This window comes from Micromonospora sediminimaris (genome assembly GCF_016863575.1).
Lineage (GTDB): Bacteria > Actinomycetota > Actinomycetes > Mycobacteriales > Micromonosporaceae > Micromonospora > Micromonospora sediminimaris.
In genome coordinates this window covers 60,222-73,838 of sequence record NZ_BOPD01000033.1, presented here as the reverse complement: position 1 = coordinate 73,838, position 13,617 = coordinate 60,222, and the positions used below count along the sequence as shown (strand labels likewise).

The 13,617-nt window shown below is 70.1% G+C and carries 12 protein-coding genes; 7 read left to right on the top strand and 5 right to left on the bottom strand.

Features of this window, described 5'->3' with window-relative positions; genetic code table 11:
* Positions 1–39 precede the first annotated feature (39 nt).
* Positions 40–1,644: a peptide ABC transporter substrate-binding protein gene (locus tag Vse01_RS23915; protein ID WP_093405017.1), complete on the bottom strand. Its 1,605-nt coding sequence runs from the start codon at positions 1,642–1,644 to the stop codon at positions 40–42.
* Positions 1,645–2,081: 437 nt separating this feature from the next.
* Between Vse01_RS23915 and Vse01_RS23910 the strand changes: the two genes are divergently transcribed.
* The 3 genes from Vse01_RS23910 (at position 2,082) to Vse01_RS23900 (ending at position 5,379) form a co-directional block, all read left to right on the top strand.
* The gene (locus tag Vse01_RS23910) at positions 2,082–2,942 is read left to right on the top strand and encodes a bifunctional methylenetetrahydrofolate dehydrogenase/methenyltetrahydrofolate cyclohydrolase (RefSeq protein ID WP_093405019.1); all 861 of its coding nucleotides are present in this window, start codon (positions 2,082–2,084) and stop codon (positions 2,940–2,942) included.
* Between the two features lie 80 nt (positions 2,943–3,022).
* On the top strand, positions 3,023–3,973 hold the full coding sequence (locus Vse01_RS23905; protein WP_093405022.1) for a malate dehydrogenase: 951 nt from the start codon (positions 3,023–3,025) through the stop codon (positions 3,971–3,973).
* A 188-nt stretch (positions 3,974–4,161) separates the two neighbouring features.
* Positions 4,162–5,379, top strand: coding sequence for an NADP-dependent isocitrate dehydrogenase (locus tag Vse01_RS23900; RefSeq protein ID WP_093405024.1), 1,218 nt, complete (start codon positions 4,162–4,164; stop codon positions 5,377–5,379).
* 337 nt (positions 5,380–5,716) lie between these two features.
* Here Vse01_RS23900 and galT read toward each other — a convergent pair whose 3' ends face one another.
* From galT to Vse01_RS23880, 4 genes are all read right to left on the bottom strand, one after another.
* Positions 5,717–6,793 (bottom strand): galactose-1-phosphate uridylyltransferase, encoded by a 1,077-nt coding sequence (gene galT / locus Vse01_RS23895; RefSeq protein ID WP_093405027.1) that lies wholly within the window; start codon positions 6,791–6,793, stop codon positions 5,717–5,719.
* Positions 6,790–7,578: a DeoR/GlpR family DNA-binding transcription regulator gene (locus Vse01_RS23890; protein ID WP_093405029.1), complete on the bottom strand. Its 789-nt coding sequence runs from the start codon at positions 7,576–7,578 to the stop codon at positions 6,790–6,792. The genes galT and Vse01_RS23890 overlap by 4 nt, the downstream gene beginning before the upstream one ends.
* A gap of 94 nt (positions 7,579–7,672) precedes the next feature.
* Positions 7,673–9,202, bottom strand: coding sequence for an adenylyl-sulfate kinase (gene cysC / locus Vse01_RS23885; protein ID WP_093405031.1), 1,530 nt, complete (start codon positions 9,200–9,202; stop codon positions 7,673–7,675).
* Between the two features lie 128 nt (positions 9,203–9,330).
* A complete protein-coding gene (locus tag Vse01_RS23880) occupies positions 9,331–9,906 on the bottom strand; it encodes a DM13 domain-containing protein (protein ID WP_093405034.1) in 576 nt (191 codons plus the stop codon).
* Positions 9,907–10,083: 177 nt separating this feature from the next.
* Here Vse01_RS23880 and Vse01_RS23875 point away from each other — a divergent pair, with 177 nt between their 5' ends.
* Genes Vse01_RS23875 through Vse01_RS23860 form a run of 4 tightly spaced genes read left to right on the top strand, consistent with a single transcriptional unit; the run spans position 10,084 to position 13,532 of the window.
* Positions 10,084–10,998 carry an ABC transporter ATP-binding protein gene (locus tag Vse01_RS23875; RefSeq protein WP_093405036.1) on the top strand — a complete coding sequence of 305 codons (915 nt, stop codon included), beginning with the start codon at positions 10,084–10,086 and terminating at the stop codon, positions 10,996–10,998.
* On the top strand, positions 10,991–11,872 hold the full coding sequence (locus tag Vse01_RS23870; protein WP_093405039.1) for an ABC transporter permease: 882 nt from the start codon (positions 10,991–10,993) through the stop codon (positions 11,870–11,872). Before Vse01_RS23875 ends, Vse01_RS23870 begins: the two co-directional genes overlap by 8 nt.
* The gene (locus Vse01_RS23865) at positions 11,869–12,822 is read left to right on the top strand and encodes an ABC transporter ATP-binding protein (protein WP_093405041.1); all 954 of its coding nucleotides are present in this window, start codon (positions 11,869–11,871) and stop codon (positions 12,820–12,822) included. The genes Vse01_RS23870 and Vse01_RS23865 overlap by 4 nt, the downstream gene beginning before the upstream one ends.
* The gene (locus Vse01_RS23860; RefSeq protein WP_093405043.1) at positions 12,822–13,532 is read left to right on the top strand and encodes an ABC transporter permease; all 711 of its coding nucleotides are present in this window, start codon (positions 12,822–12,824) and stop codon (positions 13,530–13,532) included. The genes Vse01_RS23865 and Vse01_RS23860 overlap by 1 nt, the downstream gene beginning before the upstream one ends.
* Positions 13,533–13,617: the final 85 nt, after the last annotated feature.

Sequence of the window (13,617 nt, the reverse complement as noted above, 5' to 3'; positions counted from 1 at the left end):
CGGGTCACCTCGCGATGACCCGACCCGCCGACGTGTGCGTTACTTGATCGCTTCGATCTTGGTCAGGTTGACCCGGTCGAAGAGATCCATCTCGACGTTCTTGACCTTGGTCGAGTGGCCGAAGTTGTTCTGGCCGAACCGCAGCGGTACGACCGGCAGGTCCTCGGCCAGCAGGTCCTCTGCCTCCTGGTACTTCTTGATCGCCTCTTCCTCGCTGGGGGCGCTGGCGCCCTCGGCGAGCAGACGGTCGAAGTCCGGGTTGCTGTAGCCGTAGTAGTTCGACGAGCCGTTGGTGCTGTACAGCGGGCCCAGGTAGTTCTCCATGGACGGGTAGTCCATGATCCAGCCCATCCGGAACAGGCCCACCGGCTGCTTTGCCTTGACCTTGGTCAGCAGGTCGGCGAACTTGGGCTCGGCGCTGCCGACGCAGTCCACGCCCAGGTTGGCCTTGAGCTGGTTGCAGGTGGCGTCGATCCAGTCCTTGTGGCCACCGTCGCCGTTGTAGGACAGGGTGATCTTCGACGGGCCGCCGGCGGCCTGGTAGAGCGCCTTGGCCTTGGCCGGGTCGAACTCGCCCGCCGCGCCGACGGTGTTCTCCCGGTAGCCGGCGACGGCCGGGGAGACGAACGCGCGGGCCGGCTGCTGCGAGTCCTTGAAGATCGACCGAGTGATCTCCTCGCGGTCGATCGCCATGGAGATGGCCTTGCGCACATCCGGGTTGCTGAACTCCTCCTGGAAGGTGGGGAAAGCCAGGAAGTGCAGCGACGACGCCGGGCTCTGCACGAAGCGGTCGCCCAGATCGGTGCCGGCGGTGGAGAGGTTCTCCGTCGGGATGGTCTTGATCACGTCGAGGTTGTCCGACAGCACGTCCGCGTACGCCGCGGTCAGCTGCTGGTAGATCCGGAACTCGACGCCGGCCACCTTCGGCTGCTCGCCGGGGAAGGCGTCGTACCGCTCGACCTCGACCTTGGCGTCGTGCTGCCAGGTGCCCTTCATCTTGAACGGGCCCTGGCCGATCGGTGCCTGCTCGTAACCCTCGACCAGTTCGCCGGGAGCGCTGAACGCGGCCTCCGGCAGCGGGTAGAAGGCGGTGTAGCCGAGCATCGATTTGAACTCGCTGTACGGCTGCGCGAGCGTGACGGTGAAGGTCAGGTCGTCGACCTGCTTCAGCCCGCTGAGCGTCTCGGCCTTCGGGCTCTCACCCTGCAGGTCGTCGTAGCCGGCGATCTTCTCGAAGAAGTAGCTGGAGTTCTGCCCGTTCGGCGCGTACGCGCCGTAGTTCCAGGCGTCGATGTAGTTGTCGGCGGTCACCTTCTCGCCGTTGTGGAACGTGTAGCCGTCCTTGAGCTTGATCGTCCAGGTGGTGTTGTCCTCGGACGTGATCGACTCGGCGGCCACCTCGTACGGCTTGTGGGCCTCGTCGTAGTCGACAAGCGGGCTGAACAGGGCGGCGAGCACCTGGGAACCGCTCGTCTCGTTGGTGTTGGTCGGCACCAGGTGCTGCGGCTCGGCGATCTCGATCCGCACGGCCGCGTTGGGGTCGCTCTCGCCGGATCCGCCGTCGCCGCCCGAGCCGCAGGCCACCAGGCCCAGGGTCACCGCGAGCGGGAGGGCGGTCCAGGCGGCGAGCCTACGAACACGCATCTAGCCTCCTCATCTCCATTACGCTGCGCAGTCGGGCCCGGCTTTGGGGTAACGCTGCGCAACGACGGGCAACGGTAGGTCGTATGCCGCGAGTCGGCAACGTAGCGGTTGCGAAGGGGTAACAGAACGCCACCCCCGGTCTTGTCGGTCTCCCGGTCGCGTGCTACGCGCATCGCTGCGCTACCGCCTTGAAGTGCGGAGATATGGACCGATTGGGCGACGTTGGCGACCCGGTGGGATGCCTGGTCGTGGCCCGTCATGATCGCCGGATTGTGGCCCTTCGTGCCCGCACGTCCGGAACGGGGGTGTTCGGCTCCACAGATTGTCACGCTAAGTGACGAATCACACCTCACGCAAAGTAGTCCGGCCGGACGGCTGGCCGGTCGGGTCGTCGAGGTCGGGGGAGCCGGTGGCGGCGGGCGTGAGACGATCTGCTCGTGACGGCGACGCTTCTGGACGGCAAGGCGACCGCGGCCGAGATCAAGGACGAGCTGCGGGCGCGGGTGAAGGCGCTGGCGGAACGGGGCACCGTGCCGGGGCTCGGCACGGTGCTGGTCGGGTCCGATCCGGGCTCCCAGGCGTATGTCAACGGCAAGCACCGGGACTGCGCCGAGGTCGGCATCGCCTCGATCCGCCGGGAGTTGCCGGCCGACGCCACCCAGGAGCAGGTCGACCAGGTTCTCGCCGAGCTGAACGCCGATCCGGCCTGCCACGGCTACATCGTCCAACTGCCGTTGCCGGCACACCTGGACACGCAGCGGGTGCTGGAGCTGATCGACCCGGACAAGGACGCTGACGGCCTGCACCCGGTCAACCTTGGCCGGCTGGTGCTCGGTTACGACGCGCCGCTGCCCTGCACCCCGCGCGGCATCGTGGAGCTGCTCCGTCGGCACGACGTGCCGCTGCGCGGCGCCAACGTGGCGGTGGTGGGCCGGGGCAACACCGTCGGACGCCCGCTGGGGCTGCTGTTGACGCGGCGGAGCGAGAACGCCACCGTCACCCTCTGCCACACCGGCACCCTGGACCTGGCCGCGCACACCCGGGCCGCCGACATCGTCATCGTGGCGGCGGGCGTACCCGGCCTGCTCACCGCGGACATGATCAACCCGGGTGCGGTCGTGGTCGACGTGGGCATCACCCGGGTGATCGGTTCCGACGGCAAGGGCCGCTACACTGGCGACGTGGACCCGGAGGTCGCCGAGGTGGCCGGCAAGCTGGTGCCGATGCCCGGCGGGGTCGGACCGATGACCCGGGCCATGTTGCTCACCAATGTCGTGGAGCGGGCCGAACGCTCATAACCGTCCGCCCCTGGCCCGATCGGTGCCAGGATGGCTGATACGGTCCGGAAAACCGACTGGTATCAGGGAGTGGGACGACCATGGGTAAGAAGGTCACTGTCGTCGGGGCCGGATTCTACGGCTCCACCACCGCGCAGCGCCTGGCCGAGTACGACGTCTTCGACACCGTCGTGATCACCGACATCATCGAGGGCAAGCCCGCGGGTATCGCCCTCGACCTCAACCAGTCGCGTGCTGTGGAGGGCTTCGAGACCACTGTCGTCGGGGTCACGACCGGCCCGAACGGTGAGGGCTACGAGGGCATCGAGGGCTCGGACGTGGTCGTCATCACCGCCGGCCTGCCGCGGAAGCCCGGGATGAGCCGGATGGACCTGCTGGAGACCAACGCAAAGATCGTCCGCCAGGTCGCCGAGAACGTGGCCAAGTACGCCCCGAACGCCGTCGTCATCGTGGTCTCCAACCCGCTCGACGAGATGACCGCGCTGGCCCAGATCGCCACCCAGTTCCCGCGCAACCGGGTGCTCGGTCAGGCCGGCATGCTGGACACCGCCCGGTTCACCAACTTCGTCGCCGAGGCGTTGCAGGTGCCGGTGAAGTCGGTGAAGACGCTGACCCTGGGCTCGCACGGCGACACCATGGTTCCGGTGCCGTCGCAGAGCAGCGTGAACGGCAAGCCGCTGCGCGAGGTGATGCCGGCCGAGCAGATCGAGGACCTGGTCGTACGTACCCGCAACGGTGGTGCCGAGGTGGTGGCCCTGCTCAAGACGGGGTCGGCGTACTACGCCCCGTCGGCGGCAGCGGCCCGGATGGCGAAGGCGGTCGCGGAGGACTCCGGCGAGGTCATGCCGGTATGTGCCTGGGTCGACGGCGAGTACGGCATCTCCGGTGTCTACCTGGGCGTCGAGGCCGAGATCGGTGCTCAGGGCGTCAAGCGCGTGGTGGAGACCGACCTCGACGCCGACGAGCTGGCCGCCCTCAGGGAGGCCGCCGAGGCCGTCCGCGCCAAGCAGGCCGACGTCGCGTCCATGTGACAGCGACGAACTGAGTCGATCAAGAGGTTTGCGTCTCGGGAAAGCTGATCCGAGACGCAAACCCCTTGATCAATCTGGCGGTTCGCCGGTGGAGGCACGGGCCGACCGGTGGGCGCGGCGTTCCTTGTCCGAGCCGATCCAGTACGCTCGTACTGCTTGAGCATGTCCCCTGAGAGGAGCGCCGGCCGATGGCGAAGATCAAGGTAAACAACCCGGTCGTGGAGCTCGACGGCGACGAGATGACCCGGATCATCTGGAAGCAGATCCGGGAGCAGCTGATCCTGCCCTACCTCGACGTCGACCTGCACTACTACGACCTCTCGATCCAGCACCGCGACGCCACCGACGACCAGGTGACCGTCGACGCCGCGAACGCAATCAAGGAGCACGGCGTCGGCGTCAAGTGCGCCACCATCACTCCGGACGAGGCGCGGGTCGAGGAGTTCGGCCTGAAGAAGATGTGGCGGTCGCCGAACGGCACCATCCGTAACATCCTCGGCGGCGTCGTCTTCCGCGAGCCGATCATCATGTCCAACGTGCCGCGGCTCGTCCCCGGCTGGACCAAGCCGATCATCATCGGCCGGCATGCCCACGGCGACCAGTACAAGGCCACCGACTTCGTGGTCCCGGGCCCGGGCACGGTGACCATCACCTACACGCCCGCCGACGGCTCGCAGCCGGTCGAGATGGAGGTCGCCAACTTCCCCGGCGGCGGCATCGCGATGGGCATGTACAACTACGACGAGTCGATCCGGGACTTCGCCCGGGCCTCGTTCCGCTACGGCCTGGACCGCAACTACCCGGTCTACATGTCCACCAAGAACACCATCCTCAAGGCGTACGACGGCCGGTTCAAGGACATCTTCGCCGAGGTGTTCGAGAACGAGTTCAAGGCCGAGTTCGACGCCGCCGGCCTCACCTACGAGCACCGGCTCATCGACGACATGGTCGCCGCCGCGCTCAAGTGGGAGGGCGGCTACGTCTGGGCCTGCAAGAACTACGACGGTGACGTGCAGTCCGACACCGTCGCGCAGGGCTTCGGCTCGCTCGGCCTGATGACCTCGGTCCTGCTCTCGCCCGACGGTCGCACCGTCGAGGCCGAGGCCGCGCACGGCACCGTCACCCGGCACTACCGGCAGTGGCAGAAGGGCGAGAAGACCTCGACCAACCCGATCGCCTCGATCTACGCCTGGACCCGTGGCCTGGCCCACCGGGGCAAGCTGGACGGCACCCCGGCGGTCAGCGAGTTCGCCAACACGCTGGAGCAGGTCATCGTCGACACCGTCGAGGGCGGCCAGATGACCAAGGACCTCGCGCTGCTGATCTCGCGGGACGCCCCGTGGCAGACCACCGACGAGTTCATGAACACGCTCGACGAGAACCTGGCGCGCCGCCTGGCCGCCTGAGTCTCACCCGCAGTTCACCGAGCCCGCCGGCCCGAGCGCCGGCGGGCTCGGTGTATCCGGTACCCGCAGCGGCGGCGTGTCGCGACCGGACGCGCCCATCGGCGTCACTTCGTCCGGCGCGCCTCGTTGACCTGGATGGACGAGATGCCAGTCCCGTCCTGGAAGGTTGACCGTCGCCACCGCGCGACTCGCGTGCCCAGCAGCCAGCCTTCCCGGCTGTCGAGTACAGCCAGCCGTCCCTTCCCCGCGGGGGGCCCTGTCCCGGGCCCCCCGCGCCCTGCTGTCCGCAGGGCCGTAGCTCCGGCCCTGCCCGGCGGCGACCGACGTGGACCGTCCGCTAGACCGCGCGCAGCAGCTCGGCGGCCCGCTCGGGGGCGATGTCGTTGATGAAGACCCCCATCGCCGACTCCGAGCCGGCGAGGTACTTCAGCTTGTCCGCCGCCCGCCGGACGCTGAACAGTTGCAGGTGCAGATGCCCCAGCTCACGCTCGACGCGGACCGGTGCCTGGTGCCACGCGGCGATGTAGGGCATGGGTGTGTCGAACAGCCCGTCGAAGCGGCGCAGCAGGTCCAGGTAGAGCGGCCCGAAGGCGTCGCGTTCCGCCTCGGTCAGCGCCGGCAGGTCGGGCACCGCCCGGTGCGGCGCGACGTGCACCTCGAACGGCCACCGGGCGGCTGCCGGGACGTACGCCGTCCAGTGCGGGTTCGTCGCCACCACCCGCTCGCCGGCGGCGCGCTCGGCGGCCAGCACGTCGGCGTAAAGGTTGCCGCCGCCGGTGCGCTCGGCGTGCCGGCGGGCCGCGCCCAGCAGCGACCGGGTCCGTGGGGTGACGAACGGGTACGCGTAGATCTGCCCGTGCGGGTGGTGCAGCGTCACCCCGATCTCCACCCCCCGATTCTCGAAGCAGAAGACCTGTTCGACGCCGGGCAGCCCGCCGAGCACGGTGGTCCGGTCGGCCAGCGCGTCCAGCACCGTACGCACCCGGCTCGGCGGTAGCGCGGCGAAGGAGGCGTCGTGGTCGTCGGTGAAGCAGACCACCTCACAGCGCCCCTGCCCCGGGCGGACCGGAGTGAACGGGGTGATCGCGGCCGGTTCGGCCACCACCCGCCCGCTCAGCGCCGGAAACCGGTTCTCGAAGACCGCGACCGCGTACTCCGGGGCCGGGATCTCGCTGAGCCGGTCCGGCGTCGAGGGGCAGAGCGGGCACTGGTCGGCCGGGGGAAGGAAGGTCCGGGTCTGCCGGTGCACCGCCAGCGCCACCCACTCGTCGGTGAGCGGGTCGTAGCGCAGTTGGGAGGCGGGTGGGAGAGGCGGCAACGGGCGCCGGTCCGGCTGGTCCCGGACGGCGTCGTCGCGCTCGTCGAAGTAGATCAGTTCGCGGCCGTCGGCCAGGCTGATCGCCGTACGTTTCATCGCAATGTCCCGCCTTCGGTGACCGGCACGACGATCAGCTCGCCGACCCGGTCGGTGAGCAGTCGTCGGGCCTCCGGTGCCAACCGGTCGTCGGTGACCAGCACGTCGGCCGTGTCCAGGTCGGCGATGGCGGAGATGCCGACCGTGCCCCACTTGGTGTGGTCGGCGAGCACCACCAACCGGTCCGCCGCCGCGACCAGGGCCCGGTTCGTCTCGGCCTCGGTCAGATTCGGGGTGGTGAAGCCGGTCCGCTCGGTCATCCCGTGCACGCCGAGGAAAAGCAGATCCAGGTGCAGGGTCCGGACGGCGCCGACGGCCAGCGGCCCGACCAGGGCGTCGGAGGGGGTGCGAACCCCGCCGGTCAGCACCACCGTCTGGTCGGTGCGGCCCCGCCGGTGCAGGATGTCGGCCACCGGCAGCGAGTTGGTCACCACGGTCAGGGCCGGCACGGCGATCAGCTGCCGGGCCAGTTCGGCGGTGGTGGTGCCGGCGGAGAGCGCGATCGCCGCTCCGGGCCGGACCAGCTTCGTGGCCCGCGCCGCGATGGCCGTCTTCTCGGCCTGCCGGCGTACCGACTTGGCCCGGAAACCCGGCTCGTCCGTGGCGCCGGTGGCGGTGGCACCGCCGTGCACCTTGGCGAGCAGGCCACGTTCGTGCAGCAGGTCCAGGTCACGGCGGATGGTCATGTCGGAGACGCCGAACTCGGCGGCCAACTCGCCGACGCGTACGCCGCCGGTCACGCGGACCCGGTCGAGGATCGCCGCATGGCGCTGCCGCGCGAGCATCGACCCCTCCCGGCCTCACGTGAGCGAACAGATCCGGACAGAAACAAACATTAGCGCTCGGAGTCGACCACCGGAAGGGAGGATGCTTCCGGGGTCAGATCGCGGGCAGGCGCGGCTCCACCCAACCGGTCTCGGTCAGGTGGTGCAGGACCCGTCGTACCGCCTCGTCGACGGAGAGATCGGTGGTGTCGAGCACCAGATCCGCGTCGGTCGGCTCCTCGTACGGGTCGTCGATGCCGGTCATCCCGGTGAGCAGTCCCGCCCGGGCGCGGGCATACAGGCCCTTGCGGTCGCGCTTCTCGCAGACCTCCAACGGAGTGGCCACGTGCACCAGCACGAACCCGGCGCCGGCGGCCATCGCCATCTCCCGGGCGGTCGCCCGGGCCTGGGCGTACGGGGCGATCGGGCAGCAGATGCCGATGCCGTGGTGCCGGGCGATCTCGGCGGCGACCCACCCGATCCGACGCACGTTGGTGTCCCGGTCGGCCTTGCTGAAGCCCAGCCCCGCGGTCAACTCGCGACGAACCACGTCACCGTCGAGCAGCGTGACCGTCCGCTCGCCCTCCTCCCGCAGCGCGTCGGCGAGCCCCCGGGCGACTGTCGACTTGCCGGAACCCGAGAGCCCGGTCAGGAACACCACCAGGCCGCGGTGCCGCCGGGGCGGTCGGGCCCGGCTCAGCTCCTTCGCCACCGCCGGGGGAGTGTGCCACTCGGGCAGCGGGAACCCACGGTCCAGCAGGTCTTCGATCTCCGCCTGGCTCAACGCCAGCCGTCGGTTGCGGGGCGGGATGTCGTCGCGCCAGCGCCACTGGCCGTCCCGGTTGTCGTAGGCCAACTCGCGGGGCACCAGCACGCGCAGCCCGGCCCCGGAAAGCATCTCGCCGGTGGAGAGCAGGTGGGTGACGCCGTACGCGGCGGAGACCCGGGCCAGTAGCAGGGCGTCACTGATCTCGTCGCGTCGCCGGGAGAACGGCACGGCTACCAGGGTCGCCGGCGGCATCCGGTCCCGGGCGGCGAACACGCTGCGGACCAGCGCCTCCGGCGGTAGCCCACCGGTGCCGTCCTCGCCCACCGGAATCATGATCAGCAGGTGGGCGCTCAGGGTGCGTACGGCATGTGCGATCTGCGCCAGTTGCGGCCGGTGCAGCGGCCGGTCGGCGACCACCCCGAGCACCCGGCCGGGCGGCAGCAACGCGCGGATCTCCTCGGGCGTACGCCGCAGCCGCTGGAACGGACCGTGCGCGCCGTCGCCCAGCCGGCGCACGGTGCCGCCGACCCCGGCCACGCCGTCGCGGATCGTCCAGGCGTCGGCCACCTCCAGGGCCGCCATCGGTGCGCCCTCGCTGTCGGTGAGCACCAGCGTCCGGCGGCCCGGGTCGGCGAGGTCGAGCTGCTGCACCACCGTCGCGGGCACCTGGAGCGGGACGGCGACCGGCCACGGGGCGTCGTCGACGAGCCGGCCCCGGCGGCTGACCGAGACGAGGTCGGCCCGGGTCATGAACCCGACCAGCGGCGCGTACGCACCGATCAGCAGCAGCTCGAGATCCGCGAGTTCACCGGGACGCGGCGTGTACGTCGGTGCTTCCCGCAGCACCTCGTCGGGCAGCACCCACCCGTTGCTCATCAGACCCCCAACTCCGGCGACCGGCACACAGTTTCGCAGCCGGTCGCCGATCGGTCGAGAGCGCCACCATGCCCGCCGTGCCACTGCTGTCGACGGGCCGCTTCGCGATGTCGTACGCGTTCGGCCGCTCAGCCCAGCGTGGCCGCCCCGAACGAGACCGCGAACCGCTTGCACCAGATGGAAACGCTTGTCAGGTCCGACAGGTCGACATCGTTCGGAATGGCGTAACCCTGGTCGCCGCGATTGCCCTTGAGCCGCCCCAACTCGACCCAGTGGCCGTCGTCGAACACGTGCCACCCGTCCCGGCCCTCGATCACCGGCTGGTCGGTCAGCCACACCCGCAGGTCCGGGCCATTGGAGGTGTCCAGACCTACCAACTCCAGCCGGTGCTGCCCGTCGGCGGTGCGTACGATCCGGGCGCTTCCGGAGGTGTCGTGCTCGTGGCTGATAAAGTCACCGGAGCTGACCAGGGTCGCCGCCGCGGCGTCGGGGGAGGCGGGCGGGGCGGAACTGGTCGGCGTGGCCGAACCGGTTGGTGCGGCGGAGGTCGCCGGGGTGGCGACCGTGGACAGCCGCTCGGCCACCTCGGCGTCGGTCAGCAGCTTCCACGGCTGGAACCAGTACAGGCCGAAGGCCGAACCGGCGGCCAGCACGGTGATCGCGATCCACGTGAGCGGAGTACGGAACAGGCGGCGAATGAGCATGTCCCAGTCTGTCGCGGCTGGTCGCGTGCTGTCAGCCGCGCAAATCTTACGAACTGCGAACCGACTGCCCTCCGGTCGCGGCCGATCTCCCTAGGGGGAGGTGGCGTGCCGGTATCAGGGGAAACGGGGGTTGCTTCCGGAGCGCGGTGCATTGTCCGACCGCTCTAGGCTGACGACGTGACACTGATCGCAACCGAGTCGTTGACGAAGGTCTACGGCGGCGGAGTCACCGCACTGTCCGATCTGACGGTCGCGGTGGAACCAGGGATCGTCGGCCTGGTCGGCGCCAACGGCGCCGGCAAGTCCACTCTGATCAAGCTGCTGCTCGGCCTGCTCACTCCCACCCGCGGCCGGATACAGGTGCTGGGCCTGGACCCGACCGCCGACACGGCGGCCGTGCGGGCCCGGGTCGGCTACATGCCCGAACACGACTGCCTGCCGCCCGACCTTTCCGCCGCCGAACTGGTCACCCATCTGGGGCGGATCAGCGGCCTACCGCGCACGGTCGCCCGGGAACGGGCCTCCGAGGCGCTGCGCCACGTGGGTCTGCACGAGGAGCGCCACCGGCCGGTGGGCGGCTACTCCACCGGCATGAAGCAGCGGGTCAAGCTCGCTCAGGCGCTGGTGCACGATCCGGACCTGCTGCTGCTCGACGAGCCCACAAACGGCCTCGACCCGGCCGGGCGGGACGCGATGCTCGCACTGGTGCAGCGGATCGGCACCGAGTTCGGCATCTCCGTGCTGGTCTGCTCGCACCTGCTCGGTGAGGTCGAGCGGATCTGCGACACCCTGGTCGCCATCGAGGGCGGGCGGCTGCTGCGGGCCGACCACATCGCCGCCATGACCTCGGCCACCGACGTGCTCGCGGTCGAGGTCAGCGAGGGCACCGAGGCGCTGGCCACCCGGCTGGCCGCGCTCGACCTGCCGGTGGGCCGGGAGGGCAGGCTGCTGCTGGTGCCGCTGGCCGACGAGCGCACGTACGACCTGATCCTCGGTGCGGTGGCCGAGCTTGACCTGCCCCTGCACCGGCTGGACCAGCGCCGGCACCGGGTGGCCGAACTCTTCGCCCGGAGGGAGAACAGCCATGCCTGAGCCGACCGGCGTCATCCACGACATCGGCTACCAGCGCTACACTGGTCCCCGGCTGGGCCGCCGGCACGTCTTCGGGGCGCTGTACCTGCACGGCGTGCGGACCACCTTCGGGCTGGGGCGCAGCGCCAAAGCCAAGATCTTTCCCTGGTTGGTGGTCGGCATCGTGCTGCTGGTGGCCGCCGCGGTGACCGCGATCCGTAGCCAGATCGGCGAAGTGATCATGACGTACGCCCAGTTCGCCGACGCGATGAGCTGGCTGGTCATCTTCTTCGTCGCGGTGGCCGCGCCCGAGCTGGTCTCCCGGGACATGCGCAGCGGTGTCCTGCCGCTGTACTTCTCCCGGCCGCTGCCGCACGCCGACTACCCGCTGGCCAAGCTGCTTGCCCTGGTCACCGCGCTTTTCCTGCTGCTCGGCGCGCCACAACTGCTGATGTTCCTCGGCGGTGCCTTCACCGCCGACGGCATGGGCGCGGTCTGGGACGAACTGCTCGATCTGCTGCCCGGGCTGCTCTACGCCGGGTTGTGGGCGGTGGTCTTCGCCTCGGTCGGTCTGCTGGTCGCCTCGATGACCGGAAAGCGTGCCTTCGCCGCCGGCGGGATCGTCGCCGTGTTCCTGATGACCACGCCCATCGTCGGCATCCTGTCGGTCCTGCCGTCGCAGGCGGCTAACCAGCTCGCCGGCATCGCCTCGCCGCCCACCCTGGTGCAGGGCGTCGGCCTCTGGACGATGCGCGACCTGCTGATCACCGAGTCCAACACCGCCGACCTCGACCTCGGGGCCTTCGGCCCGGTGTACGCGCTGGCCGCCGCCGCGCTCGTGGCGGGCTGCGTGGCCCTGCTGCTGGCCCGCTACAAGAAGGTGGCCGCACGATGACCATGACGAACACCGCACCGGCGGCCACCGCCACCACCACCAGCACCCTTGACCTCGCCGGGGTCTCCCGCTGGTACGGCAACGTGGTCGCGGTCAACAACGTGAGCATGAGCCTCGGGCCCGGGGTGACCGGGCTGCTCGGACCAAACGGGGCGGGCAAGACCACCCTGCTGCACATGATGGCCGGCTTCCTCACCCCGTCCCGGGGGCAGGTGACCCTGGACGGCCGTCCCACCTGGCGCAACCCGGAGGTCTACCGGCGACTCGGCCTGGTCAGCGAGCGGGAGGCGGTGCACAGCTTCCTCACCGCGTACGAGTTCGTGCTGGCCACCGCGAAGCTGCACAAGCTGCCGGATCCGCAGGCCGCCGCCCGCCGCGCCATCGACCTGGTGGAGATGGCCGACGCCCAGGACCGCCGCATCGGCACGTACTCCAAGGGCATGCGGCAGCGCACCCGGGTGGCGGCGGCGCTGGTGCACGACCCGCAGGTGCTGCTGCTCGACGAGCCGTTCAACGGCATGGACCCGCGCCAGCGGTTGCACATGATGGAGCTGCTGCACTCTCTCGGCGACGCGGGCCGGACGATCCTGTTCAGCTCGCACATCCTGGAGGAGGTCGAGCAGGTCTCCGGCACGGTGCAGGTGATGGTCGCCGGTCGCCTTGCCGCCTCTGGCGACTTCCGGACTATCCGGCGGCTGATGACCAACCGGCCGCACGTCTTCGCCATCCGCTCCACCGACGACCGGGCGCTGGCCGTCGCGTTGATGGCCGAGTCGTCGGTCAGCGGGGTCGAGCTGGGCCGCGAGGGCCTGACCGTACGCGCCGGTGACTACGGCGCCTTCACCCGGATGCTGCCGAAGGTCGCCCTGGCCCGGGGCGTACGGGTCCAGCAACTGGTACCCGAGGACGAGTCCCTGGAGAGTGTCTTCTCCTACCTGGTGGAGGCCTGATGTCCACTGTCTCCTGGATCACGATGCGCGGCCTGTTCGGGCGTCGCCGATTCCTGCTGCTGCTTCCGCTGCCGATACTCCTGGTCGGGCTGGCGGTGCTCTCCCGGGCGCTCGGGGTGACTCCCGCCGACTGGGGGCCGCCGGTGCTGGTCGGCCTCGGGCTGGCCGTGGTGCTGCCGGTGGTCGCCCTGATCGTCGGCACCGGCGTGCTCGGGGCCGAGATCGACGACGGCACGGTGGTGCACGTGCTCACCACGCCACTGCCGCGCTGGCAGATCGTGCTGCCCAAGCTGGCCGTCGCGGCCGGGGCCACCGCGGTCACCGTCGCGGTCCCGCTGTTCGCGGCGGGCCTGCTGGCCGACTCGGTACGCCTCGGCGCGGCGCTCGCCGTCGCCGCGTCGGTAGGTGCGCTGGCCTACACCGCGCTGTTCGTGGCGGCCAGCCTGCTCACCCGGCGACCGGTGCTGCTCGGCCTGGTCTACGTGCTGATCTGGGAAGGGCTGCTCAGCAACGTGGTCACCGGCACCCGGGTGCTGTCGATCCAGCACTACGTGATCGCCCTGGCCGACCGGCTCGCCCCGACCAACCTGCTCAGCACCACGGTCTCCGTGTCGGTGGCGGCGGTGATGACCGCGCTGATCATCATCGCCGCCACCTTCCTCTCCATCGACCGCCTACGCTCCTTCTCGGTGGCCGGCGAAACCAGCTGACCCACCTCTAGGCGGGTGTCGGGAGGCAGCACTTTCGGGGGAAGTGCTGCCTCCCCGGCTGTTGAGGCAGCACTTCCCCCGATGT